The organism is Dyadobacter endophyticus, assembly GCF_014641595.1.
In the GTDB taxonomy this organism is placed as follows: domain Bacteria; phylum Bacteroidota; class Bacteroidia; order Cytophagales; family Spirosomataceae; genus Dyadobacter; species Dyadobacter endophyticus.
In genome coordinates, this window is the sequence record NZ_BMIA01000004.1 from 447,917 (window position 1) to 473,791 (window position 25,875).

The following is a 25,875-nucleotide window of genomic DNA, read 5'->3' on the forward strand; positions in this document are numbered from 1 at the left end:
TTGAAATGTTCCGTTCGGTCAGCTTTCGATTCTGTGCACGATCACCGGCATGCAGATCTTGAACCATTCGGTATAGGCATGCGGGTTTTGCGCTATATCGGCTTGTATTTCGGGTATTGTCAGGTATTTAAACTCGCTGGCTTCGGCCGTGTTTATTTTAGGTACGTCATCCGTAACGCCGTAAAACACATGGTCGAGCTCGTTCTCTGTCAGTCCGTTTTCCAGATCGGCGCGGTATTGAAAGGTGTACAAAAATTCAAGGTCCGTTACGATGCCCATTTCCTCGCGCAGGCGTCGCACAGCGCCGTCGTGCACGGGTTCGTCCGGTAGCGGGTGGCTGCAACAGGTATTGGACCACAAGCCCTCCGAGTGATACTTGCCGAATGCCCGCCTTTGCAGCAGCATTTCGTCTTTTGAATTAAAAATAAATACCGAAAATGCGCGGTGTAGCACGCCTTTCTCGTGGGCTTCCAGCTTGGGCATCAGGCCAATGGCTTCGTCGTTTTCCGTTACAAGCACAACTTGGTCGTTCATAGGATGGTGGGTTTCAGGTTTTGCATGGTGGGTGGATTCTTCCCCTACAACACAAAAACGTCATAAAAGGTCAAACTGGTGCCTCAGCAACGACCTAAACATCAGCCCGAACTTATCGATATCCGGAATTCGTATCCGCGCATCCATCACTTTTTCCGGAGGCGTCTCTTTGATTCTTAAAAACAATTTTTTGTAATAATAATAGGCCAGGTACACCCCTCTGCGCGAGCTCGCGGGTAGGCGGCGGATGCCCGTGAGTGCGTCTTCGAAATCCGCCTCGATCTCCTGCTGGATCTTCACCTTGTCGGCATAGGAAAAATGATTGAAGTTTACACCCGGGAAATAAGTCCGGCCGAGCGTCTGATAATCGGCTCTCAGGTCGCGCAGGAAGTTTACTTTCTGAAAAGCGGCGCCGAGTTTCATGGCATATGGTTTTAATGAATCGTACAATGCAGTATCATTTTCCGTAAAAACACGCAGGCACATCAGGCCCACCACCTCTGCCGAGCCGAGCACATATTCCTGATAGGAGTCCTGCGTGTGTTCCTTTTTGAGCAAATCCATTTCCATGCTCTTCAAAAACGTGTCTATAAGCTCCCATTCGATCCGGTAGGTATGCACCACATGCTGGAAGCTGTTCAATATGGGGTTAATGCTGATCCGCTCGCGGATGGCGTCCCGCGTTTCCTTGCGGATTCGCGCCATCATTACCTGCTGGTCGTACCCGTGAAAGCTGTCTACGATCTCGTCTGCGAGCCGTACAAATCCGTAAATCCCGTAAATGGCCCTATGCAATGCCGGTTTCAGAAAATAGATGCCCAGTGAAAACGAGGTGCTGTACAATTGCGTGGTTTTCTTGCTGCACGATGCCGATAACTCATCGAAAAGGCTCTTCATAACTTAGCTGTTTAGGTATTTGAGAACTTCCTGGGCGGCAATCGTGCCGGATATGATCGCGGGGGGCACGCCAGGACCCGGAACGGTGAGCTGCCCGGCGAAAAACAGGTTGCCGACGCTCGGACTTCTCATTTTAGGTTTGAAGATCGCCGTTTGCCGAAGTGTATTAGCCAGTCCGTAGGCATTGCCCTGGTAGGCGTTGTAGTCGTTCTTGAAATCGGAAACACAATAACTTCTTTTCAAAACCACCCGGTCACGGATTGTTTCGCCGGCAAACTTTTCGAGGCGGTCCATCAGCAACTGATAATAGTGCTCTCGGATCGGCTCCGGATCGGGCAGACCGGTGGCGATGGGCATCAGAACGAAAAGGTTTTCATGGCCTTCCGGCGCTACCGACGGGTCGGTGACCGACGGGCAGCAGACGTAGAACAGCGGTGCAGTCGGCCATTTCTTTTCCTCATAAATCTCCGTAGCGTGCAGCCCGAAATCCTGGTCGAAGAACAAATTATGATGCCGCAATCGGGTAATGCGCTTGTCGACCCCCAGGTAAAACAGCAGGCAGGACGGGGCAAATGTCCGCTCTACCCAATAGCTATCCTTGTAATGCCGGTCTTGCGGGGAAAGTAATGCATGCTCGATATGCTGGTAATCGGCGCTGCCAACGACTACGTCTGCCGCCGTTGAATGGGAGGTCGAGTGTATGTATCGCACGCGACCGTTCGATGTTTCCAATTTTTCTACCGCCTCGGAGGTGCGGAACTGCACGCCCGCTCGCAGGGCAACATCCTGAAAGCTATCCGCCACTTTCCCGAAACCGCCCATCGGATAAAAAGTGCCTTGTTTCAGCCCTGAATAATTCATCAGACTATATAATGCAGGTGTGTTCTTAGGCATTGCCCCCAGGAACAGGACTGGAAACTCCATCAGCGCAAGCAATCTTGGATCTTTGAAAAACCGCCGCGCATGCTTGCTGAACGAACTGAAAAGCTGTAATTGCAATGCCTGGCCTAAGAGACGAGGGCTCATAAACTCGGTGATGGAATGGCCAGGTTTATAAACCATATCATCCATTCCGACGCGGTATTTGAACTCTCCGTCGGCGATGAATTTCCGCAGTTGGTCGGCCGCGCCTGTTTCTATTTTTTCGAATAGCTCGCATAGCTGGTCGAAATCGGCCGGAACGTCTATCGATTCGTCGTCGGGAAATGCGACCGCAAATCCCGGGTCGAGCTGTTTTAGCTGGTACAAATCGGGAACGCCATAACCGAACCGTTCGAAAAAGCGCTCGTACACATCGGGCATCCAGTACCAACTAGGCCCCATGTCAAACGTGAAACCCTGTTCTGAAAACGTGCGCGCCCTGCCGCCAATGGTGTCATTCTTTTCAAAAATTGTGACGTCGTGGCCACTTTCTGCCAGAATGGCACCGGCAGCCATGCCCGCAAAGCCCGCACCAATGACGCCGACGGACTTCTTACGCGTCGGATTATGGGGTTGTGTGTGCTGCATCCGTTCCGATGGTTTCAAACAGTTGTTCTATGGATTCGATTTGACTGATCCTGGGTTCATTCGGCGGGCTTTCGACGCCGCCGGAAAAACAGATCCGGCAATTGGGAAAATCTTCTGCAAGCCGGCCGAGTAGTTCCGGTGTCTGATTTTGAGGTTGATTGCTTACGAAAAAAGTGTAAATGTGCGTCGGTGCAGTGTCGTGGGCCACGGCCTGGAGATCGGGGTAAGGGACGCGGGCGCCCAGGTACACGGCACGCTTGCCCGTGCGCAGGAGCAGGTAATAGGCGAAGAGAAGCCCGATTTCATGCTCTTCGCCCTCGTGCAGAAAGAGCAGCCATTTCTGGTCGCTGGTTTCAGCTAGCGGCAATGCATCGATTGCACTGAACAACTTCTGGCGGATCAGGTTCGACAAGAAATGTTCCTGAGCCGGCAAAAGTGCATCCTTCGTCCACATCAGGCCCGTTCTGACGAGTAACGGGTAAAGGATCTTTTCATAGACAGCGATCAGTCCCAGCCGATGGACGGCATCGGAGAAGAGTTTGTGAAAGGTCTGCGCGTCGTAGGCGGCAATAGCGATCACCGCCTGGTTGATCCAGGCTTGAATATGCTCGTCTGTCTGCTGCAATTCGGAAATAATCCGGTCGATCTCACTGTGTATCTGTGCATTGCTGAGCTGGCTGATATGTGAAATCTTCATGCCCCTGTTTAGTAACGTGCACACGTTCAGGAGTTTTTTGACGTGCCCGTCATTATAAAACCGGATATTAGTGTCCGTCCGTTCGGGTTCGAGGAGGCCGTACCGTTGCTCCCAAATGCGGATTGTGTGCGCCCTGGTGCTGGCAATGCGTTCGAGGTCCCGAATGGAATAGGTAGACATATTCTTGTTTAATGTTTTTCAAAAATAGTTAAACAAAATTTATTTGTTTACTTTTTTGTAGGAAAAATAAAAAATGCTGCTACTTTTGATATTGATAATATCTTATGTCTGATTTTAAAAATATCAACTCATGGGTGCGCAGGAAATTTTCTGGTCTGTCAATATCAAGTTCCTCCGTTTGCGTCAGAAACTTAGCCAGGAAGCGCTGGCGGAAAAGCTAGGGATCAGCAGGGTGAAGCTGAATGCGATCGAAAGTGGCCGGACGGCCAATCCGACGGTCGACGACCTGATCAATTTTTCGGAATATTTCCGGATGAGCATCGACAGCCTCCTGAAAATGGAATTGAGTAAGCTCTCGGATCAGAAACTGAAAGACCTGGAAGAGGGGAGTGAGCTGTTCATGAAAGGCAGCCAGATCCGCGTCCTGGCCATTACGGTTGATAAAGAGGATAAGGAGAATATCGAATACGTGCCGGTGCAGGCGCGCGCGGGTTACCGCTCGGGCTATGCCGATCCGGAATTTCTTGCCACCTTGCCGCGTTTCAACTTGCCCACCGTGCCCAAAAACGGCACCTTTCGCATGTTCCCGACGGTCGGCGATTCGATGCTGCCTGTACCAGAAGGTGCGGATATTATCACCAGGTATGTTCAGGACTGGACGACCGTCAAACCCGAAACGCCTTGTATCGTTATTTTAAAGGGTGACCAGGATTTCGTGTTTAAGCAGGTTACCATCAATCAATCCAGCGGTACGATGTTGCTGCAATCGTTCAACAAGCAATATTTCGCCTATACGGTCCCGATCGGCGAGGTGATTGAGCTCTGGGAGTATTATAGCTTCCACAGCAAGGCGCTTCCGGAACCACAAACGGATATGCAGCAGCTCATGCGGATGTTACAGGAAATGCAGAATGAGTTAAAAGAACTGAAAAAGCGGTCGAGCTATAAATAGTGGCGTGACTTGCCCTCTAAATAATTAGACAGCCGGGATTAATACCCGGCCTTTTTGCGTAGGAGGATAAGTGTTGTCTTGGAAATATTATAGTTATTAAAATGGGGTTAAAGAGGAGCAATCGAACATTTTACCGTTGTTTTATGATAAAATTCTAGAAATACTGGTCATATTTGATATCTTATTGTAGAATAAATATGAATACATAGGGGTTAAGAATGTTGTCAACCGGTTAATACTACTTTGTTTTAGTTTGTGCATTATCTTCGATTAGTACAATTTTAGTGAAAGTTATCACCCCTAAAAACGCTGGCATTACCCCAAACAACTCCGCTGTGAACACAAAAAGAATTAGCGATCGGAGTGGGCGGTCTAATTTCGTTGAGAAAGGAAATCAAAATCACTCAACTTCATGCCAGTCAAACTTCTATCTACTATTTTTCTAGCGCTCCTCTTATCCAACGGAAATCCATCGTTTGCCCAGAGCCCTACTTCCGCGGCACAGCGGTTCAACATCTTTGTCAAAGGCGACGCCACACTGCAATCCAATGAAACCGAAGGCCCTATTGCCGTAGGTGGAAATGTGACTACCAACCAATATCAGATCAGCTTCGACAAGCAACACGGTGCGCTGTTCGTGAACGGCGCGTCGATCGGTCTTGCTGTCCGCGGGGCAGTAAAGCTCAACAACGGAAGCCTGACGGTGAACGGCGACAACTATGTTAAAATCGGAAATTGTAGCCCTTCCGATGCCTCAGGCACCAGTTTGAAAGTTTGGTATAAGGACAACAACAATGCAGCGTCGACCATCCGCATTACTGAAACCAGCAAGCAATACTGGGAAACTCCCAATATCACGATCAATGCGAACATCAATACCTGGTCTCCGAGTGTCAGCGAAACTGTTAACCCGGTCTGCGAGAACGTTTTTGGGACCGGTGCGAACCAGATCGACATCGAGGGCGCTTTTACAGGCTTCATCAAAAGATCGAACCAACTGAAAGAAATGGCGGACAACCTGCCCATCCGCGACCAGAATGGCAACATCATGGCATCAGCGCCCATGGGGCCGTATCTCGATCCTAATGTGATAGGCAATAACCCCAAAATTATTGTTGATCCGAACAAGATCAACGTGCTGACCGTTTCGGCCGCTGTCTGGAACAAAATTGGAAATGCTAATATCGAAGGTATTCCACAAGGTCCTCAGTTGGGACAGACCACGCCTCCTAACACCAACTTTGGTTTGATTATTAACATCGTGGACTTTCCTACTTTTTGTGGCTTGTCCGGCAGCAACAAGATCAACTTTCCCGGCTTCGGCGGCTTGTCCGATCCACAAGGAAGCTACGTGATTTACAATTTTCCGGATGCAACCAAAGGAATTACATTGGGTGGTAATGCACAGATCAGCGGTACCATTTTTGCGCCGCAGGCTGACGTAGTGAAAGAGAACAACGGAAATATCAACGGGCAGATCATTGCTAAAAGTTTTGTACACAAAAGCGACGAGGTGCACTTCTGGCCGTTCCTGCCATCGATCCCCGAACCGGTTGATAAGAAAATTGATGCAACAGCATCTTCGAAATGCCTGAAAAATGCGTCCTGGCTCGACTATGCGGTAACTCCGAACTACGATGCTGCCGGCCAGACAGCGAAGATCGAATGGATCAATTCGGAGGGAAAAGTAATCCAGGAAGATAGCGACTTGCCGTTGACAGGCAGCCTTCTGTTCCCCGGAGTTGCCGTGGATATCAATGGAAACGGCATTTCATGGCCGGGGTACAAGCTAGAAAACAGCAAATGGGTGGAGGATCCGAGCGACCGTTACGGCTCATTGCGCGAGGACGGTGCGACCATCCGGGTGACCGTTACCCCGTCGACTGTTGTGAACATTACCTTCCCGGCATCCACCACAACTTGTTTCACAACTCCACCTCCTTCAACAGCTTTACCGGTAACATTAGCATATTTTACCGCACAAAATGTAAATTGCAATGCGGAACTGAAATGGAAGGTAACCGAATCCAAAAATTTCTCACATTTTGAAGTCGAACGCTCATCAGACGCTAAGACTTACAATGTTGTTGCCCGGATCGATTACGATGCCAAAAAGGCCACATATAGTTTCAACGACACACCATTTTCATCGGAGTCTGTACCTGTAAAGAGCTATTATTATCGTCTTAAGCAGGTAGACAATGACGAGACATTCGAATACAGCGCGATCCGTAACGTACAAGCCGGAAGCTGCGATGCCCGGTTGGCAGTGGATTTTTTCCCGAACCCGACCCAGGACGAAATGAATGTCAGAAGTTTCTCACCGGTGAAAAAAATCGAAATATTCACACTGGAAGGAAAGCAGGTTTACAAGGCGATGCCGGTAACCGCTCAAACAGAAATCAAAGTTAATGTTCAGGCTTTTACGCAGGGAATGTATATTGTGAATGTGGTAAATGGAGAAGGAAAGTATTCCTCGAAAGTGCTCAAAAAGTAGAATGAATTGATCTTATATAGCGTTATGTGAAACTTAAAGCTGCCGGCAACTTGCCGGCAGCTTTTTTTGTGGCTGCTACGAAAGTTTCCTTCCTTTCCACTCGTATTGGCCCTGCTGTGCGGCGAGCCCAAAAAAGCAAACGTATAGCGGGTAGAATATTTGCGTTACCGGGATAAATGCGAGTGATCTCGGTTTTTGCAGGAAACTTAACACCGAACCCAGAAAGACCCACTCGGGAGCGCATTTTAAAACCAGCATACCGAGGAAAGCGGGTCCGGAAATTAATCCGGCCAGTGCAAACCCTCCCGCAAGCAAGAAGGCAAAATTGCTTGCAAATATGTAAACGGCGAGCACAAGAGGTGTTTTGCTTTGATAATGCTTCCATTTGCTGGCCCAGCGCTTCCGTTGGCGGTAAAAGCTGGCCCAGTTGCGATGCGGCGTCGTGCGAATGATGGCGTCGCGGTGCCGGAGGAAATGTACCGAGCCGGGATGGCGCGCCGCAATCTTGTGCATCAGGAATTCGTCGTCGCCCGACGCGATATGGCGGACGCCGTCGTACCCGCCAGCCTCTAAAAAACTATCTTTTTCGTAGGCAAGGTTCGCACCGTTGCACATGGACGGATACCCGGCGGACATGGATGCGGCACCGCTGCCGATCAGGCTTGCGAATTCCACTGTTTGTAAATGGTCGGTGAGGCTGGTCTCGTCGGTGAATGTGACCGGCGAGCTGATCAGCTTTGCGCCCGTACGTATGTAGCATGCCGCGATCGAGCGCAACCAACCCGCCTGTGCGCGGCAGTCACCATCGGTAGTAACGATCAGCCTACCCTGGGCATGTGCGACGGCCGTCTCGATCGCACGTTTTTTGGGAGCCGAAGTGCGCACGTCAGGCAGTGGAATGAGTTTGATCCGGGCCTTTGAATGTGCTGCAAATGTGCGCACGATAGCGGCTGTATTGTCGGTGGAGCCGTCGTCCATGACCAGGACCTCGAACTGGGCGGCCGGCAGGGTTTGCCGGTCGAGGTCTTCGAGCAGGAAGACAATGTTTTCAGCTTCGTTGCGGACGGGTATGATGACTGTGATAAAAAGGTCGTCGGGAATATGTGCGGGTATGGCAAGCTTACGGATTCTTGACCACAGGAAAGCCAGGGCCAGCGTGAAAGCCGCGTAGCTGACCAGCAATATCCAGATTGCCTGCGTAACCCAGGAAGTGAATGCGAAGTTGCTCATCTGGATTTCTTCCACTTGTATTTCCAGATCAGGAATATTCCCACTACGATCGGGCCAAGGACGTTTAATATCCAGATCAGAAAAGTGGCGGCTATGATCTGCTCGGGAGGCAATTTGAATGGGGCGAACACCACGAGGGCCGTAAATTCACGCAAACCGAGGTCGCCCAGTACATTTATTGCCGGGATAAGTGTTTTAGCTAAAAAAATCAACGTAACACAGGCTGCCAGCTGCCAGATGCCCACCGGGAAGTGGAACAGCGACAATGCGAGTATAAATTGGGACAGGAAAACAAGGTAACGCAGCAGGCCATAACCAGTACCTGTTGCCAGTTCGGCGGGCTTGTAGCGGCCTATCACATTTAAATACTCCTTCGTTTTTACAAAAATCCGGCGTGCCGGCTTCCAATTGTCGATCTGCGTTCTGAACGAAAGCAAAGCTGGTCCCAGGAAAATAATTGCAAGCAAGATGCAGTTCACTGTCAGCCGGGCGGTGCCGGGAATAGCCAGCTGGTCTTTTAGATACACCCAGCCAAACGCACCAGCAAGTACGGAAACATAAAACTGGATACCATTTGAAATCAGCGCTGCGCCGATCGCTTCCAGCCGGCGGTCGGATCGTAACGCGGCTACGCGCCCGAGCGTATCGCCCAGCTGTGCGGGTACGGCTACGCCCACGGCCAGGCCCGTCAATGTGCCGCGCATGGCGTCGCGGAATGTAATCGGTATGATGCGGGAAATGAGTTTCTGCCATTTGAGGCTTTCCAACGCCCAGTTGACGGGCACGAGCGCAAGCATAAGTATCAGTACCGGGGCATTCTGCAAAGACCATATCGCCCCGAATACGCTGCCGATATCACCAATGCCTTTTTGCTCATTTCGGAATGTGCGGTAAATATAGCTCAGTACCAGGGCCGTCACCACGAGCTTGACTACCCAGAGCAGGTTTGCCTGATTGCTTTTTGGCTTTGGAGGAGAGAGTTCCTTATCTTGCACCATGTTAAAAACGCAGCAAACGGAGGTTTCGGAAAAGGTCATTATTGGGGTCGATCCCGGCACGCAGGTGATGGGTTACGGGGTCATATCGGTTAAAGGACAGCAAATTTCGCTGGTTCAATACGGGGTGATTCATTTGAGCAAATATAGTACGCACGAGTTGAAGTTGAAGAAAATCTTTGAGCGCCTTACCCAGCTGATCGAAGATTACCTGCCCGATGAAATGGCCATTGAAGATCCTTTCTATGGCAAGAATGCACAGTCCATGCTCAAACTCGGGCGTGCGCAGGGCGTGGCAATGGCCGCAGCGCTGGCCCGTAACATTCCTATCGTAGAGTATTCTCCCAAAAAAGTAAAACAGTCGGTTACCGGCAGCGGTAATGCTTCGAAAGAGCAGGTTGCATACATGCTCGAAAAGATCCTGAAAATGGAACTTAGCCGGGAATTTATGGATGCGACCGACGGCATCGCCATCGCAATCTGCCACCAGTATCATGCCAATTCTCCGGCTTCGGCGGCTGGCAGCGGTTCCAAAAAAGCTAAAAAAGGCGGTTGGGGCGCGTTTGTCAGCGAGAATCCGGAACGGATCAAATAAACATTCATCCTATTTTTTGCGTGGTACTATTCCAATCGGCCCAGAACGGCCGAGCGGGAGGTTTGCGCCCCTATGTGGCTATTTGCTGTTTTAATAGTTTTTTAATGTGAATATTAAAAAACTTTAATGGTATTAATCCAATATTCACTTCCATTAATCAAACGTTTGTTTAATAAATTCAAACGATCGTTTGAATTTTATTTTAACGTCGGTTATCTTTGTACCATCATTAGCAAAAAGGAGAAAGTAAACCCTGCTGGTGAGCTACTTAAATGGAATACAACGCGAAACAATTGCAGATAATAGAAGTGGCAGAGCGGCTGTTTTCACAGAAAGGTTTTGCCGGTACTTCGGTGAGGGATATCGCTCAGGAAGCAGATGTGAACGTCTCGATGATATCCTACTATTTCGGTTCGAAGGAAAAGCTGATCGAGGCGCTTTTCCAGCTACGTATGACAGAATCGAGCTCCCGGCTCGAAACGCTGGTGATGACCAGCGAACTGTCAGCCCTTCAGAAGTTCAATGTTTTTATCGATAGCGTGATCGACCGCCTGATGGGCAACCAATGCTTTCACAATATCATGTTGCGCGAGCAGCTGTCGTCGGAACGGACGCCGATCATCACCGAATACATCCGTGGATTGAAAATGCGGAACCTGGAATTGATCAAAAGGATGATCCACGAAGGACAGGAGGCAGGCGAGTTCCGCAAGGATATTAACGTGAGCCTGATGACGACGACGCTTTATGGGACGGTCAACTACGCCATCGCTTCCAAGGATTTTTACAAGAAATTAAATGAGCTGGACCACCTGAGCGACGAGGAATTTCAGCAGCACCTGCGCGGTGAGCTGAGCCAGCATCTTAAGAACCTATTTAAATCAACAATAACCAATGAACACCACATCCAGAGTTAAAAGAATGGTTAGTCTGGCAGCCGGGATAGTCTGGATTGCTGTGTCCGGCCATTCGTACGCCCAAAGCGCACGCACGATCAAGCTGGAAGAGGCTATTACCATGAGCCTGCAAAACAGCAAGCAATTGAAACTGAGCCAGAGCAATATCGACCTCGCGGGGCTGGGCATTCGTCAGGTGAAGGAAAACCAGCTGCCAAGCCTGAGCGTTTCGGGCTCATACCTGCGGGTGAATTCGCCTAATGTGAATCTGAAAATTAAACAGGAAGGCAACGACAGCACAGGTAGCTCGGGCGGAACGCCTAATGTACACCAGGCCATGTACGGCATGGCCAGTGCATCGCTGCCACTATTTTCCGGTTTTCGTTTCAAATACGGCCTCGAATCGGCCAAGTATGTGGAGCAAGCCGCGAAGCTCGACGCAGATAACGATCGCGAGGCCGTGATCCAGAACACCGTAGCCGCTTACGGTAACCTGTATAAAGCCAGGAAGGCGGTTGACCTGGTAACCGAAAATCTCGCAGGTGAACGCGAACGTGTGCAGGAGTTTACCAACCGCGAAAAGAACGGAATACTGGCCCGCAACGACCTGATGAAGGCCAAATTACAGGAATCAAACGTGGAGCTGGCGTTGCTGAACGCACAGAACGATTTGAAAATCACCACTATTAATATGAACCTGCTGCTCGGTTTGCCCGAGGAAACTGTGATCGAGGCCGATTCCAACAGCTTTGCCTCGCTTAAAGCGGAAGGTATTGCTGCCGAATGGGAGCAGGCAGCCCTCACACACCGCAAAGATTTTGCGGCCAACGGCATCCGTCAGAAAGCCGCCGATAGCGATATCAAAGTAGCCAAAGCGGATTTGTACCCAAGCGTGGCACTTTCGGCCGGTTATGTGGCATTGAATATCCCGGGTGTCGTTACTGTTCCCAATGCGGTAAACGCAGGTATCGGTTTTAAATATGACGTGGCATCGCTCTGGAAATCAGGCGCGAAGATAGCACAGGCCCGCACAAAGGCTTACCAGCTTAAAACCAACGAGCAGATTATTCTCGATAAAATCCATCTCGAAGTAAACACGGCCTATTACAACTACGTGCTGAGCAAAAGGAAGATCGATGTGTATGCCAAAGCCGTGGAACAAGCCAACGAAAACTACCGCATTACTAAAAATAAATACGATAACAGTCTCGTAACCACCACCGAACTCCTCGATGCCGACGTGGCGCAAGTGCAATCCCGCATTGATTACGAAGCAGCAAAGGCCGATGCGGTAGTAGCTTATAAAAAATTAGAACAAACAGCCGGAGTTATTAATTAGGAGGAAAGGGAGGAAGGAGGAAGGTTTTTATTATTTCAAAACAGACGCCCCCATTCTTCCTTTTCTCCCTCCTCCTTCCTCCCAAATTATTCACTCATTCATTCAGTCATTAAAATGGAAACTAAAAACACCACCGAAGAAGCGCCTAAAAAGAAAAATTCCCGCTTCCTCATCATTCTTGCCGCGCTGATCATCGGCGGCGGTACCTGGGGTTTTACAAAATATAACCACGGGTTGCACCACGAAGAAACCGACGACGCACAGATCGATTCGGACATCAGCCCGGTAATTCCCAGAATATCAGGTTATGTGACAGAGATTCGCGTAAAGGATAACCAGACCGTGAAAAAAGGCGATACGCTGATCGTGCTCGACAACCGTGACCAGACTATTAAGTTGGAACAAGCCAAAGCAGGCCTTTTAGGCTCGGAAGGCAGCCTTACTGCTGCACATGAAACGACTAGTGCATCGGCAGCCAGCGGCATTACTTACGAAGCGAATATCGCCGTGGTAGCGGCTCAGATCGAAGAGGCGAAGGTTAATGTTTGGAGAGCTAACCAGGACTACGCACGTTACGAAAACCTGATCAAAGACCATTCGATTACCCAGCAGGAGTTTGAGCAAGCACAGGCTACCAAACAAAAAGCGGAACGCGCATTGGCGGTATTGGAAGCGCAGAAAAGCGCTGCCGAACGTCAGGTAAAAGCGGCTGGTCGGCAAACCAAAGCTACGTCGATACAGTCGACCGTAGCCAATGCGAACATCAAGGTGCGGCAGGCCGAGATCGCGAATGCGGAACTCAACCTATCGTACACCGTGATCACCGCGCCTACCGATGGCCGTGTGTCCAAAGTGAACGCACAACTGGGCCAGTACCTGCAAGCGGGGCAATCGCTTTTCAGCATCATATCAACCCATAAACCCTGGGTTACTGCTAACTTCAAGGAAACGCAGCTGACTAAGATGAAGCTGGGGCAGAAAGTGAAAATCCATGTGGATGCATATCCTGAGCATGAATTCGAAGCGCAAGTGGCTTCGTTCTCACCCGCTACCGGTGCCCGCTTTGCACTGCTGCCGCCCGATAATGCAAGTGGGAACTTCGTGAAAGTGGTACAACGCCTGCCGGTTCGCATTGAGTTTACGAAAGCCGACGACGAAAAGATCGCGCAACTACGCCCGGGTATGAACGTGTTCGTAGACGTAGAGCTGAACTAAGGTCTTTGAACCGAATTTTGATTCTAAAAACCAAATAACTAATGGAATTACAGGAATCACTCGTCGAATACGGCTACCGCAGGGTCATTATTACCATCACTGCCGTATTGTGTGCGCTGCTGGAAATCGTGGATACGACGATCGTGAACGTGGCGCTCAACGACATGCGCGGAAACTTGGGCGGCACATTGTCGGAGGTAAGCTGGGTGATTACCGCCTATGCGATCGGGAACGTGATCATCGTGCCGATGACCAGCTGGCTCTCGGCACAGTTCGGCCGCCGCAACTACTTCGCCGCTTCGATCATCATATTTACGGTAGCCTCATTCCTTTGCGGTAATGCCGATAATATCTGGGAGCTGGTGTTTTTCAGACTGATCCAGGGTTTTGGTGGTGGTGCATTGCTCGTGACTGCGCAAACGCTCATTACCGAAAGCTACCCACCCGAAAAACGCGGTATCGCACAGGCCATTTATGGTTTGGGTGTGATCGTAGGCCCCACATTAGGGCCGCCGCTGGGAGGTTACATCGTGGATAATTACAGCTGGCCCTACATTTTTTACATCAACATTCCGCTCGGTATCATTGCAGCGATGCTCACGATGGAATTTGTGAGAAGTCCGAAGTTTGCCAACAAAAAAGCAGCCAACGAGATTGACTGGTGGGGTATTATCCTCCTGGCCGTGGCGGTAGGCTCCTTGCAATATGTGTTGGAAAAAGGCCAGGAAGAGGACTGGTTCAATGACGAGATCATCACAATCCTTTCGGTAACCAGCGTGTTCTCATTCTTCTTCTTCATTTGGAGGGAATGGACCTACAAAAACCCGATCGTGAACTTGCGCGTACTGGCGAATGGAAACTTGAGAGTCGGAACAATACTATCGTTTATCTTAGGGTTCGGTCTGTACGGTTCTACATTCATTATTCCGCTTTATACCCAGGCCACATTGGGCTGGACGGCCACGCAATCGGGTATGCTCATGGTGCCCGCCGCGATCGTGACGGCGATGATGATGCCCGTCGTGGGACAACTCCTGCAACGCGGTGTGAAACAGCAGTATCTGGTGGCGATCGGGATGATATTCTTCTTCGTGTATAGCTACTGGGGATACCTGATATTGACGCCGGATACCGGTAAGGAAGCATTTTTCAATATGCTCATTGTGCGTGGTATTGGTTTGGGCCTATTGTTTGTGCCCATCACCACCCTCGCATTGTCGACACTCAAAGGTCGTGAAATTGGGGAAGGAGCTGCGTTTACCGGTATGATGCGACAATTGGGCGGCTCGTTTGGTGTCGCGGTGATCACTACATTTATCGCCCGGCAGAACATGTCGCACCGAAACGACCTTGTGAGTAAGCTCGATGTTAATAACCCCGTTGTGCAGCAACGCGTTGAGGGCTTGCAGCATAGCTTTATGGCCAAAGGAATGGCGCCGGATGTGGCGCTGAACAGCGGCTACAAAATGCTGGACTACACCGTGTCCAAACAAGCGCAGGTAATGTCGTACATGGACGTGTTCCTTTACCTGGGCGTGATGTTTTTGATTTGTGTTCCCTTTGTGTTGTGGACCCGGAGCGGTAAAACGAAAGTCGACGCTTCGTCCGTGCACTAGTGTTTTTAAGTGTAGTAGTATTGCAGAAGAAGCTTCCCGGAATCGGGGGGCTTCTCTTGTTTTATGATCTTAATAATGTGTGCGCTTATGCTCTTCGAGGGCTCGGTTCAAATCTTGCTGTGAGAGCCCTTTTTTCTCCCAAATCTGCTCCATTTCCTGATCTATCTGCTTCGCAAAATAATCTGTAAGCAACTCTTTGATTTCCTCCTCCTGGTTAGGATTCAGTTGTTTTTCAAATAGTTTGATCATAAACAACTGCATGGAATTAAGTTTAGTAGTCGGTTCCATATTCTTTGCTCAGTAATGTTGTTACAACTTAACAATGTTTTAGCGATACATTGTTCACACCCCCTCAAAAACTCTCCATCGGCAGGCATTGATGACCAAGTGACTCGGAATAAGCGCCGGGAACTTTCCTCCTTGCTCCATTCCTCCCTACATTTGCCCAAAATACAATCCAGATTAACCAGTGCACCAGAATTACCATTTCCTCAAACAACTAGCCCCGCGCCTGGATGCCGAACTGGCTGGGAAGCGCTTCGTGGAGGCATTCAGCCAGCAGAAGGACGAGCTGATCATTGTCTTTGCGGAGGAAACACAAGGCGAAGAGCTGGTGAAACCCTTCTTCATTAAGGCCACTTTAACAAATAATTTCTCCTGCCTCAGCTTCCCCGAGCGCTTTGACCGGGCGCGGAGGAACAGCGTGAATCTTTTCGCTGATTTTGCGGAGGATAAAGTGGTTTTTGTGAAGGTCTGTAAAAACGAAAGGGCTATTCAACTGCATTTCGAAAGCGGCAGGGATTTGATATTCAAACTCTTCGGGAATCGCTCCAATTTTGTTGCATTGAATGAGGACGGTGAGGTGACCCAGCTTTTCAACAACAAACTTGCCACGGACCGCAGCCTGACGGTAGCGTCGCTGAACCGTGATATCGATCAGTCGTGGGAGGCGTTTGTAGCAAATGGGGGGCGTTTTGAAGCGCTTTTCCCGACGTTCGGGAAGGTGGCGAATAAATACCTTTCCGGTAAGTTGGAGGGGAAGGACGACCTTGCGGAGCGCTGGGTGATTGTACAGGCGGTATTGCAGGAATTTGAATCATCGGTTTTCTATATTACCAGAATTGAAAATATCCCGGCGCTGACGCTTTTTGAAACTGGAGAAATTACACAGGTTCTGCACGATCCGATCGAAGCGTTGAATGCCTACTACCTGGCTTACATTCGGTTGAGCGGACTGGATAAGGAAAAGGCGGATATTGTGAGATTGTTAAGAAAACGCATTCAGCAAACAGACAATTATCTCGAAAATACCTTCCAGAAACTGGTCGATCTGGAAACTGCGACGAAAAATGACGAGCTGGCCAATATTATCATGGCCAATCTGCACATCATTCCCGAGCGGGCGGAGAAAGTGGAACTTTATGATTTCTACCGCGATCAGCCCATTACCATTAAATTGAAAAAGGATCTTTCCGCGCAGCGAAATGCGGAAGGGTATTACCGCAAGGCCAAGAATGAAAAGATTGAAATAGACCGGCTCAACGACAGCCTTGCCGCACGGGAAATGGACCGGAAACAGTTGCAGGAGCATCTCGAACACATCGAAAGTATCGAATTCCTGCGCGACCTGCGCGCTTATATCAAAGCCAACAAACTGGAACAGGGTAATGCAGGACCGGCCATCGACGAAATTTTCAAGCGCCTCGATTTTATGGGCTACACGATCCTGATCGGACGCAATGCGAAGAACAGCGATTTGTTGACCAAGCAGGCGCATAAGGAAGATCTTTGGCTGCACGCTAAGGACGTGACCGGCTCGCACGTGGTGGTGAAGAACCAACCCGGGAAGAAATTCCCGTCACCGGTGATAGAACGGGCGGCGGAACTGGCTGCTTTTTTCTCAAAACGCAAGAACGATTCGCTATGCCCGGTGATCGTGACGCCGAAAAAATTCGTCCGCAAGCCGAAAGGCCTGCCCGACGGCCTGGTGCTGATCGACAAGGAGGATATTGTGATGGTCGTGGCAAAAGGGGAGTAGCCGAGGATAAGTGTCCTAAAAATGAAGTTTTTATTATTTATTAACCGAAATCTCCCTTTGAATAATCTTTTGCTATTGCGAACTTCGTGAGAAATTTGAGAACCGGAATTTTAGTGCAGAATGCTCGAAAGTCGTCGATTTGTTATCATTGGATTTATTGCATTAGTAGGTGTTATATACTTATTACGACTTTTCTACCTCCAGGTGCTTGATGAGAGCTATTCCATTGAGTCTTCCAGCAATTCCATCAAACGTGTTACCGAAATTCCTTTCCGCGGGCAGATCTACGATCGCTACGGGAAGCTGATCGTATACAATACTCCCGTTTATGACCTTCTTGTGACGCCTTACAAGGTGAGAATGGACGATACGTTACGTTTTTGCCAGGTTTTGGGCATCCAACGGCGCGATTTCGACAGTCTCATGTCCGCGGCCAGTGCATATAGCCGCGTGAAACCGTCGCTGTTCCTGCGGCAACTTTCCAAAGAGGATTTCGCGTCGATCCAGGACATTATGGTCGACTATTCCGGTTTTGAGTTTGCCAAAAGCTCGTTGCGCACGTATACTGCGCCTACGCTTGCGAATACGCTCGGGTATGTGAGCGAGATCACGAAAGGTCAGCTCGACAAGCAGGAAGAACCCTATTACCGCCAGGGTGATTATATCGGCCAAAGCGGCGTGGAGCGCATTTATGAAAACGAGCTGAGGGGGAAAAGAGGGACGAAGTTTGTCATGCAAAACGTAGCCGGCGTGTACAAGGGCCCCTGGAAAAACGGAGAACTCGATACGATGGCTGTGGCGGGGGAGAACCTCTATACCGGTCTGGACCTGGAAGTGCAACAATATGCGGACAGCCTTATGCTCAACAAAGTGGGGAGCGTGGTGGCGATAGAGCCGAAAACGGGCCAGATCATTTCCATGGTTTCTGCCCCGACGTACGATCCGAACAGCCTGGCGAGCCGCTATTTTTCCAAAAACTTTGCCGCACTGGCGCGTAACCCGTACAAACCGCTGTTCAACCGGCCGGTTATGGCGAGTTATCGTCCGGGTTCTACATTCAAACTGATCCAGGCGCTGATTGGTTTGCAGGAGGGGGTGATTACACCCGGAAGCGGTTTTACCCATGCAAACTGCCCGGTAGGATGCCATAACCACCCTGCGACGAGTACAGTGGCGCTCGGGGTGACGCATTCCTGTAATCCCTATTTTTACAATGTATTCAGAAGGTTGATCTATAAAAACAACATCAAAAACACCTTCAAAGCTTCGGCTGTGGGCTTGGACGCCTGGCACGACGACATCGCGAAATTCGGGATCGGGCAGCGGCTCGGGATCGATTTGCCGAGCGAGTACAAGGGGAATTTGCCTGATAAAAAATACTACGACCGCTTTTACGGAGAGTACCGCTGGAAGTTCTCGAATATTTACTCGCTCAGCATCGGCGAAGGGGAATTGCTCATCACGCCTTTGAAAATGGCCAATGTGGCCGCTATTATCGCGAACCGCGGATATTTCTACACTCCGCACGTGATCCACGGTGTGGGTGACAAGAAGAGCGTGAAGCCGGAATTTCTTGAAAAGCATGAAACCGGCGTGGAACCACACAATTTCGAGCCGGTGATCGAAGGGATGATCGGGGCCGTAGAAGCCGGTACCGCACGCCGCTCTCGCGTGGAAGGCATTTCAATTGCGGGCAAAACCGGTACTTCGCAGAACAAGCGCGGGGACGACCACTCGATTTTTATCGCATTTGCACCGGTGGACGATCCGAAGATCGCGATCGCCGTGTTTGTGGAGAATGCAGGCGCGGGTGGTTCGGCGGCGGCGCCTATTGCCAACTTGATCATTGAAAAATACCTGTCGCGCAAGGTGACTAATAAAGCGCTGGAAGAGCGGATGATGAAACTCGACCTGATGAGCAAGGTGGTGTTGCCGACTACGAAGAAGCCGGGCGAAACCGAAACGAAGAAGAAGGCCGAGGAGGTAAAGAAACCGACCGGCGACCCGAACGATCCTGCCAATCGCCTGCCAGGCGCACCGCACCCGGCTAACCCGGCCGCCATGCGGAAACCGGTGACGGCAATCCTGCCGAAGCAAAGCCAGCAAAAAGCACTTTAAGAATTTAAAAATCGATATTGAAATGGCTGAAAGCAAGCCGATTACCAAGAATGTAGACTGGATGGTGGTGCTGATATATATCGCTTGCCTGATGATTGGCTGGTTGAATATCTATGCCGCCGTCTACAACCCCGAAACGCAAACCAGCATGTTCGACCTGTCGAACAATGCCGGAAAGCAGCTGATGTGGATCGGAACGGCGGCATTGCTGATCATCTGTATCCTCGTGATCGACTACAAGTTTTACGAGACGTTTTCTTTTGTCATATACGCCGTGGTCATATTCCTGCTGGTGGTGGTGCTATTTGCGGGTTCAAACATCAATGGGTCGCGCTCCTGGATCAAATTGGGTGGCATTTCATTGCAACCGGCCGAGTTTTCGAAGTTGGCGGTGAGCCTGGCGATTTCCAAATACCTGAGCGATCCGGCGATCAGCCTTAACCGGAAATTGAAGGATTACTACCCGATCATGGGGATTCTTGCATTGCCCGCATTCCTCATTCTGTTGTCGAATGAGACGGGTTCCATGCTGGTGTTTGCCTCATTCGCGATCGTGCTATACCGCGAAGGAATGCCTGGTTTCATTCCCGCGATCGGGATCATCGGCGCGGCTTTGCTGATCATTACCCTACTTTTTGTAAAATGGTACATTGCCGGGGCGATCATCGTGATCGCCGGGCTGGTGATCTGGCTGATGCCGGTCATGACGCGCCGTCGCGGAGGGCTATGGGCCACGATCATCGTTGCTTTTGCGATGATAGGGATTGTATTCGGGGTAGATTTCTTTATGAATAATGTGCTTCAAAAACACCAGAGAGGCCGCATTATGGTACTTCTCGACCCGGATTCCGACCCGCGCGGCATTGGCTGGAACGTAATCCAGTCCAAGATCGCGATCGGTTCCGGCGGCATTACCGGAAAAGGCTTTTTACAGGGAACTCAAACCAAATTCGACTTTGTACCCGAGCAGAGTACCGACTTTATTTTCTGTACAGTGGGAGAGGAGCATGGTTTTTTGGGTACCGCTGTTGTGGTGTTTCTTTTTATCGCATTGATATCCAGGCTTGTAGTGCTTGCTGAACGACAGCGTAGCCGCTTTGCCCGAGTGTACGGGTATTGTGTGGCGGGTATTATTTTCTTCCATTTTTTGGTCAACGTAGGGATGACCATCGGACTGATGCCTGTTATCGGTATTCCATTGCCGTTTTTCAGCTATGGCGGGTCGTCGTTGTGGTCGTTTTCGGTACTTCTTTTTATTTTCTTGAAAATCGACGCACAACGTCCGTTTACGTTATCGAGGGGTTAAAATGAGTGAATGACCGAATAGTTTTTTATTCAGTCATTCAATCATTCAGTCATTCAAAATTTACCTGCCGCCACGATCAGCAATACCCAACCTACGATCAGCGCTAGCCCGCCGATCGGGGCCGTAGCACCGAATTTGGTGATGCCTGTGAAGCAGATCGCATACAGCGATCCGGAAAAGATGATCACGCCCACCGCAAATGCGTTGCCCGACCAGCCGAGTATTCTCGCCGCGTCCTCGCCCGCGCGTTGCATGAGTATGCCCACGAGCACCATCGCGAGCGCGTGATAAAACTGATATTTCACAGCAGTTTCAAACGTTTCGGTGCGGCCGGAGGCTTCCAGCATTCCTTTCAATGCATGTGCGCCGAATGCCCCGAGGGCGACCGCCAGCGCGCCGAGTATGCCGCCTGCCTGTATCATGAATTTCATATCGTAAACCGGTATTAAGTATTGGTTAAATTGTAGGGAATGCCATTTACCGTTCAATAGAATCCAGGCAAATCAGCGTGGTAAAGTTAGTGGCGGGCGCAGGCGCGACCAACTCTTTATGGCAATTTTATTAACTTGCGCGCTTTGGAATGGTATTTTGGAATGCCGCTCATCGTGGAAAAGACTCGACAATGACCATAGAACGCTTCATTCAGCTGTGGACGCACCGCTATCATAAATACACACACATTGTAAAGGCGCATTTAAAAGGCCGCCAGGCCAGGGCGCATTTCCGGGGCGTGAAACGGAGGCTGAAAAAAGGTCAGGAACTGATCGCCATCATTCGTACAGAACATTTCGGGGATATTGTGGCTGCCGAGCCGATCTCGCGCTATGTGCGGGAGCAACATCCCGGCGCACACATTGTCTGGTTTGTAAAACCCGGTTTTGCGGAGCTTGTCAGCCATAATCCCAATGTAGATGAGGTTTTTAAAGAATTCTGTGTGACGGAGCGGCGTGTATTGATGGAAGCCAATGTGTTCGATCATGTTTTTGAGCTCCAATTCAGGAACAATAACCATTGCCCCACATGCCAGGTGTTTACTGAAAACCCTGTCGCATTGAAGCGGGACATTAATGTTTTCAATTATTTTGATTATGGAAACCTGCTTGAGGTGTTTGCCCAGACCGGTGGTCTGATCGCGCCAAAAGCAACCTTTCCGGCCGATGATGCGCCAAGGCTATATTTGCAACCTGCCCACAAAGCAAAAGCCGACAGCCTCGGTTTGCCCGAAAAATACATTGTAATGCATTGCCGCTCGAATTACGAGCCCAAAGACTGGCCGGCCGATCGTTGGAGCCAACTCGTGCACTGGATAGCGGAACAATATAATTATCAGTTGGTTGAAATCGGTCTGGAAAGTAACCTGACTATCAAAACACCGGCATACCGTAACTTGTGCGGCCAATTGAGCATTCTCGAAACGGCCGAGGTGATCCGTCGTGCTTCGTTCTTCATCGGGCTCGACAGCGGGCCGTCGCATTTGGGCAATGCTACCGGGACGTTCGGGATTATATTGATGGGAGCCCTCAATAACTTCCAGAATTACAATCCCTATTCGGGCAGATATGGTCGGCAGGAGAATGCGTTGCTGGTAAGGCAGGCAGGGTTGCCCTGTGCGCAGCTTCCGTTCGAATTTGTACGCGAACAGGTGAAATCGGTGCTGGAAAAGAGCGCGGATAATGCGCCTAAGGTGCTATCGTGAGCCGAAAATAGCGCTTCCGACGCGTACAAGCGTGCTGCCCTCTTCCTGTGCGATGAGGTAATCGCCACTCATGCCCATCGAGAGCTCTCGCATGGTGACCTGCCCGTTTTCGTGGCTTTTGAACGATTCAAAGGTGTTTTTTAACCCGCGGAATTCAAGCCTTACCACATTCAGGTCATCCGTGTTGGAGGCCATACCCATTAGTCCGACGACCCTGATATTGGTTAATGCTGCAAGTTCGGCGGAAGTGATGATTTCCAATGCTTCTTCTTCCGAAAGGCCGAACTTGGTTTCTTCACGGGCGATGTAGATTTGCAAAAGGCAGTCGATTACCCGGTCGTTCTTTTTGGCTTCCTTATTGATTTCTTTGAGCAGTTTAAAACTATCGACCGAATGCACCAGGCTTACAAACGGGGCCATGTATTTGACCTTGTTGGTCTGTAAATGCCCGATCATGTGCCATTCGATGTCCTTGGGCAGCTCTTCATATTTTGCCACCATTTCCTGCACTTTATTCTCGCCAAACAGTCTTGCGCCGGCCGCGTAGGCTTCGGTCAGCAAGCTGGTTGGTTTGGTTTTTGTAACCGCGACCAGACGTGTGTCTTTAAGTAATTCTTGTTCTATCTGGGCCAGATTGTCGGCTATGGAAGGCATGAGGGGTGACTAAAAAATTGATAATTAGGTCGTTAATTCAAGAATTTATTGACCGGACGCTATAAATCGCGGTTTGCGTATTTCAAAATTGAAAAAAACATACTTCTTTTACCAACGAAATTCAAAATTTAACCTTCTGTATGGACTACAACCAGGAACAAAAGCAAGACAGAAAAACTCTCCTATGGGCTGCATTGGCCGTTTTGCTGTTGCTTAATTTGGTGCTTGTGTACTTTATATACCACGAAAAGCAAGAAAACCTCGCAAAGGACGAGATCATTACCGCCAAAACCGAGGAGGTTCTTTCGATAAAAACCAAACTGGACTCCATTTCCACAGAGCTTGATATTAAAATTGCTGAAATCCAGAAATTGGGCGGAAGCGTGGATTCGCTTGTGGCGTTGAAAGCACAACTTGAAAAGGATAAGAAGGAACTTAAGAACGCCAATACGTACTCTGCTGCGAATTACAATCAGAAGATCAAGAACTACGAATCGGTATTGTCTGAAAAAGACGGTGAAATTGCCCGTTTGAAACAAGAGTTAGGTATTGCTACCACAAAAAATGAAGAGCTGAACCAGAAAGTGACCGGTTTAGAAACGGAAAAGCAAGTGCTGGCAGACTCTGTAACGACTTATTCCGCTCAGAACAAGGAGCTTGCCGAAAAAGTAACGCTGGCTTCTGCACTCCATGCTGAAAATGTGAACGTCAATGCAGTTTCTGCAAAAGGCAAAGAGCGCGAGGGCGGCAAATACAAGGCCAAGCGTATCGATAAGCTGAGAGTGAACTTCAAACTGGCCGAGAATGCGGTTGCAAAACAGAATGAAAAAGAGATTTACCTGCGTGTGCTCGATCCGGACGGCGCTGTGCTGTCGGATATGGCAACGGGTTCGGGTTCATTTATATTCAATGGCAGGGAATTGATTTACAGCTCTAAACAAACCGTGAGCTTTACGAATACAGGTCAGTCGGTCGACATTTTCTACGGCCGCGGTGGTATCCCGATGAAAGACGGCAAATACGCGATCGAGCTTTACAGCGAAGGCTTCAAGATCGGTCAGGGCGATTTCACGGTGAAATAATCGGCGGCAAGTTTAGGTTAAGTCATTGAAGGGCTTGGAATTTTAAATTTCAAGCCCTATTTTTGCACCCTCATTTTGATGATTCCGTCAGAATGGGGTTTTTAATTTATCATACAATAACCAATTACCGTATGTCTAAGCAATATGAAACGGTGTTCATTCTAACTCCCATTTTGTCTGAGGCCCAGGCAAAGGACGCCGTTGAAAAATTCACGACAATCATCACCTCAAACGGTGCGAAGATTGTACATGAAGAAAACTGGGGATTGCGCAAGCTGGCCTACCCTATCCAAAAGAAAAACTCTGGTTTCTATCACGTAGTAGAATATACTGCGAGCGAAGGAAACGTAGTGGATGTTTTGGAAACCGAGTTCCGTCGTGACGAGCGCGTTTTGCGTTTTATGACTATCGCCCTGGATAAGCATTCAATTGCTTACAACGAGAAGAAACGTAAGGGTCTGGTAGGCAGAAAGAAAGAAGAAGCAACTGAATCAAAAACCGAAAACGCATAAGCTATGTCACTCGTAAACGAGCCGGTTGAAAAAAACATTAACCGCAAAAAATACTGCCGTTTCAAAAAAGCAGGCATCAAATACATCGATTACAAGAATCCTGATTTCCTTTTGAAACTTGTAAACGAGCAAGGTAAGATCCTTCCGCGCCGCCTTACAGGTACAAGCCTGAAATATCAGCGCAAAGTGTCGCAGGCAATCAAAAGAGCACGTCACCTGGCACTGTTGCCGTTTGTTGCTGACCAATTGAAATAATACAGTAAAGAGCTACAAAAATGGAAATCATACTTTTAACAGATATAGCAGGGGTAGGTTACAAGAACGATATCGTGACTGTGAAAGCAGGTTACGGTCGTAACTACCTGATCCCTCAGGGTTTTGCGTTGCTGGCAAATGCCTCCAACCGCAAGATCGTTACTGAAAACGTACGTCAGGCTGCGCACAAAGCTGAGAAGCTGAAAAAAGACGCAGAGGACATCGCAACTGCAATCGGCGACCTGACAATCGATATCAAAACTGTGGTAGGCGAAAGCGGCCGTATCTTCGGACGTGTTACCAACACACAGGTATCAGACATCCTGAAAGCGAAGGGCTTCGAAATCGATCGTAAGAAAATTACGGTTGATGACGTGAAATCAATCGGTTCTTACTCCGCATTGATCGACCTTCACAAAGAAGTGAAACATAAAGTTACCCTGAACGTAGTTGCAGCGGAAGACTAAGCGTTTCGAAAATGCATGAAAAAAGGACGACCTGTGAGGGCCGTCCTTTTTTTTGACCGCCGCTGACCGCCGATCTCATATCGGCAGTCGGCGGCGGTCATTATCACTTCAACGCCGGAATGCGCAGCACCTGTCCCGGATAAATCAGATCGGGATCTTTCAGCATAGGCTTGTTGGCTTCGAAGATGACCGGGTACTTCATCATGTCGCCGTAAACGGTTTGGGCGATTTTGGATAGGGTATCGCCTTTTACGACGGTATGATAAGTCGCTTCCGGCTCCGGGGTGGCTACACTAAGGCGGTTGTCAACAACGCCTACACCTTCGACATTACCTACTGCCAATGCGATTTTCTCGGCGTCAGCCTGTTTAGCCACTTCGCCTTCGAGGGTAACGGTGTCGCCCGATGTTTTGACGCTCAGGTTGTTGTAGGCAAGCCCTAGCGCTTTCACGTGCGCGAGCAATGCGCTGGCACGCAGCGGTTCCGCTTCCGGGGTAGGAGCGGCTGCGGGAGCATCCTTACCACCAAATACTTTTTCTCCAACACCTTTAATAAAAGAAATTAAGCCCATGTTTGTGAGATTTTAATGAATGAA

At 49.5% G+C, this 25,875-nt stretch carries 25 protein-coding genes; 15 read left to right on the plus strand and 10 right to left on the minus strand.

Annotated features, from left to right (window positions below; genetic code table 11):
- Positions 1-18: 18 nt before the first annotated feature.
- From idi to IEY24_RS26390, 4 genes are read right to left on the minus strand one after another with little or no spacing between them, the layout of a single operon-like run.
- On the minus strand, positions 19-534 hold the full coding sequence (gene idi / locus IEY24_RS26375) for an isopentenyl-diphosphate Delta-isomerase (protein ID WP_188938102.1): 516 nt from the start codon (positions 532-534) through the stop codon (positions 19-21).
- A 60-nt stretch (positions 535-594) separates the two neighbouring features.
- Entirely contained in the window at positions 595-1,431 is an 837-nt protein-coding gene (locus tag IEY24_RS26380; RefSeq protein ID WP_188938105.1) for a phytoene/squalene synthase family protein, read from the minus strand.
- 3 nt (positions 1,432-1,434) lie between these two features.
- On the minus strand, positions 1,435-2,940 hold the full coding sequence (crtID, locus tag IEY24_RS26385; RefSeq protein ID WP_188938107.1) for a bifunctional phytoene desaturase/3,4-desaturase: 1,506 nt from the start codon (positions 2,938-2,940) through the stop codon (positions 1,435-1,437).
- Positions 2,918-3,817, minus strand: coding sequence for a MerR family transcriptional regulator (locus tag IEY24_RS26390; protein WP_188938109.1), 900 nt, complete (start codon positions 3,815-3,817; stop codon positions 2,918-2,920). The genes crtID and IEY24_RS26390 overlap by 23 nt, the downstream gene beginning before the upstream one ends.
- 130 nt (positions 3,818-3,947) lie before the next feature.
- On the opposite strand from IEY24_RS26390, the gene IEY24_RS26395 reads away from it, so the two are divergent.
- Both IEY24_RS26395 and IEY24_RS26400 read left to right on the plus strand, forming a co-directional pair.
- A complete protein-coding gene (locus IEY24_RS26395; protein ID WP_188938112.1) occupies positions 3,948-4,769 on the plus strand; it encodes an XRE family transcriptional regulator in 822 nt (273 codons plus the stop codon).
- A gap of 412 nt (positions 4,770-5,181) precedes the next feature.
- Positions 5,182-7,266: a choice-of-anchor A family protein gene (locus IEY24_RS26400; protein ID WP_188938115.1), complete on the plus strand. Its 2,085-nt coding sequence runs from the start codon at positions 5,182-5,184 to the stop codon at positions 7,264-7,266.
- A 75-nt stretch (positions 7,267-7,341) separates the two neighbouring features.
- On the opposite strand, the gene IEY24_RS26405 is transcribed toward IEY24_RS26400, so the two are convergent.
- Positions 7,342-8,496: a glycosyltransferase gene (locus tag IEY24_RS26405; protein WP_188938404.1), complete on the minus strand. Its 1,155-nt coding sequence runs from the start codon at positions 8,494-8,496 to the stop codon at positions 7,342-7,344.
- Positions 8,493-9,494: a lysylphosphatidylglycerol synthase transmembrane domain-containing protein gene (locus tag IEY24_RS26410; protein ID WP_229223189.1), complete on the minus strand. Its 1,002-nt coding sequence runs from the start codon at positions 9,492-9,494 to the stop codon at positions 8,493-8,495. Before IEY24_RS26410 ends, IEY24_RS26405 begins: the two co-directional genes overlap by 4 nt.
- Between IEY24_RS26410 and ruvC the strand changes: the two genes are divergently transcribed.
- The 5 genes from ruvC (at position 9,493) to IEY24_RS26435 (ending at position 15,152) form a co-directional block, all read left to right on the plus strand.
- Positions 9,493-10,086, plus strand: coding sequence for a crossover junction endodeoxyribonuclease RuvC (gene ruvC, locus IEY24_RS26415; RefSeq protein ID WP_188938120.1), 594 nt, complete (start codon positions 9,493-9,495; stop codon positions 10,084-10,086). The two genes, IEY24_RS26410 and ruvC, sit on opposite strands and share 2 nt — an antisense overlap.
- A gap of 272 nt (positions 10,087-10,358) precedes the next feature.
- Positions 10,359-11,003, plus strand: coding sequence for a TetR/AcrR family transcriptional regulator (locus tag IEY24_RS26420; RefSeq protein ID WP_188938122.1), 645 nt, complete (start codon positions 10,359-10,361; stop codon positions 11,001-11,003).
- Entirely contained in the window at positions 10,981-12,321 is a 1,341-nt protein-coding gene (locus IEY24_RS26425; protein ID WP_229223191.1) for a TolC family protein, read from the plus strand. Before IEY24_RS26420 ends, IEY24_RS26425 begins: the two co-directional genes overlap by 23 nt.
- A gap of 114 nt (positions 12,322-12,435) precedes the next feature.
- On the plus strand, positions 12,436-13,536 hold the full coding sequence (locus tag IEY24_RS26430; RefSeq protein WP_188938124.1) for an HlyD family secretion protein: 1,101 nt from the start codon (positions 12,436-12,438) through the stop codon (positions 13,534-13,536).
- 41 nt (positions 13,537-13,577) lie between these two features.
- Positions 13,578-15,152, plus strand: coding sequence for a DHA2 family efflux MFS transporter permease subunit (locus IEY24_RS26435; RefSeq protein WP_188938126.1), 1,575 nt, complete (start codon positions 13,578-13,580; stop codon positions 15,150-15,152).
- 69 nt (positions 15,153-15,221) lie between these two features.
- Here the strand turns inward: IEY24_RS26435 and IEY24_RS26440 are convergent, their stop codons facing one another.
- Complete coding sequence (locus tag IEY24_RS26440) at positions 15,222-15,440, minus strand: DUF8507 family protein (protein WP_498068174.1); 219 nt, start codon at positions 15,438-15,440, stop codon at positions 15,222-15,224.
- A gap of 181 nt (positions 15,441-15,621) precedes the next feature.
- Between IEY24_RS26440 and IEY24_RS26445 the strand changes: the two genes are divergently transcribed.
- From IEY24_RS26445 to rodA, 3 genes are all read left to right on the plus strand, one after another.
- Entirely contained in the window at positions 15,622-17,190 is a 1,569-nt protein-coding gene (locus IEY24_RS26445; protein ID WP_188938131.1) for an NFACT RNA binding domain-containing protein, read from the plus strand.
- A 120-nt stretch (positions 17,191-17,310) separates the two neighbouring features.
- Positions 17,311-19,308 carry a penicillin-binding transpeptidase domain-containing protein gene (locus tag IEY24_RS26450; RefSeq protein WP_188938133.1) on the plus strand — a complete coding sequence of 666 codons (1,998 nt, stop codon included), beginning with the start codon at positions 17,311-17,313 and terminating at the stop codon, positions 19,306-19,308.
- A 22-nt stretch (positions 19,309-19,330) separates the two neighbouring features.
- Positions 19,331-20,614, plus strand: coding sequence for a rod shape-determining protein RodA (rodA, locus tag IEY24_RS26455; protein ID WP_188938135.1), 1,284 nt, complete (start codon positions 19,331-19,333; stop codon positions 20,612-20,614).
- 53 nt (positions 20,615-20,667) lie between these two features.
- Here the strand turns inward: rodA and IEY24_RS26460 are convergent, their stop codons facing one another.
- Complete coding sequence (locus IEY24_RS26460) at positions 20,668-21,045, minus strand: DUF423 domain-containing protein (RefSeq protein WP_188938138.1); 378 nt, start codon at positions 21,043-21,045, stop codon at positions 20,668-20,670.
- Between the two features lie 191 nt (positions 21,046-21,236).
- On the opposite strand from IEY24_RS26460, the gene IEY24_RS26465 reads away from it, so the two are divergent.
- Positions 21,237-22,310, plus strand: a complete 1,074-nt coding sequence (locus IEY24_RS26465) for a glycosyltransferase family 9 protein (protein ID WP_188938140.1) — start codon at positions 21,237-21,239, stop codon at positions 22,308-22,310.
- Here the strand turns inward: IEY24_RS26465 and IEY24_RS26470 are convergent.
- Complete coding sequence (locus IEY24_RS26470; RefSeq protein ID WP_188938151.1) at positions 22,302-22,964, minus strand: YggS family pyridoxal phosphate-dependent enzyme; 663 nt, start codon at positions 22,962-22,964, stop codon at positions 22,302-22,304. The two genes, IEY24_RS26465 and IEY24_RS26470, sit on opposite strands and share 9 nt — an antisense overlap.
- A 140-nt stretch (positions 22,965-23,104) precedes the next feature.
- Between IEY24_RS26470 and IEY24_RS26475 the strand changes: the two genes are divergently transcribed.
- From IEY24_RS26475 to rplI, 4 genes are all read left to right on the plus strand, one after another.
- Positions 23,105-24,046 (plus strand): DUF8428 domain-containing protein, encoded by a 942-nt coding sequence (locus IEY24_RS26475; protein ID WP_188938154.1) that lies wholly within the window; start codon positions 23,105-23,107, stop codon positions 24,044-24,046.
- A 131-nt stretch (positions 24,047-24,177) separates the two neighbouring features.
- Complete coding sequence (rpsF, locus tag IEY24_RS26480) at positions 24,178-24,558, plus strand: 30S ribosomal protein S6 (RefSeq protein ID WP_188938157.1); 381 nt, start codon at positions 24,178-24,180, stop codon at positions 24,556-24,558.
- Between the two features lie 3 nt (positions 24,559-24,561).
- Complete coding sequence (gene rpsR, locus IEY24_RS26485; RefSeq protein WP_015811483.1) at positions 24,562-24,813, plus strand: 30S ribosomal protein S18; 252 nt, start codon at positions 24,562-24,564, stop codon at positions 24,811-24,813.
- Positions 24,814-24,833: 20 nt separating this feature from the next.
- Positions 24,834-25,280, plus strand: a complete 447-nt coding sequence (gene rplI, locus IEY24_RS26490) for a 50S ribosomal protein L9 (protein WP_188938160.1) — start codon at positions 24,834-24,836, stop codon at positions 25,278-25,280.
- A gap of 103 nt (positions 25,281-25,383) precedes the next feature.
- On the opposite strand, the gene lysM is transcribed toward rplI, so the two are convergent.
- Complete coding sequence (gene lysM / locus IEY24_RS26495; protein ID WP_188938163.1) at positions 25,384-25,851, minus strand: peptidoglycan-binding protein LysM; 468 nt, start codon at positions 25,849-25,851, stop codon at positions 25,384-25,386.
- Positions 25,852-25,875: the final 24 nt, after the last annotated feature.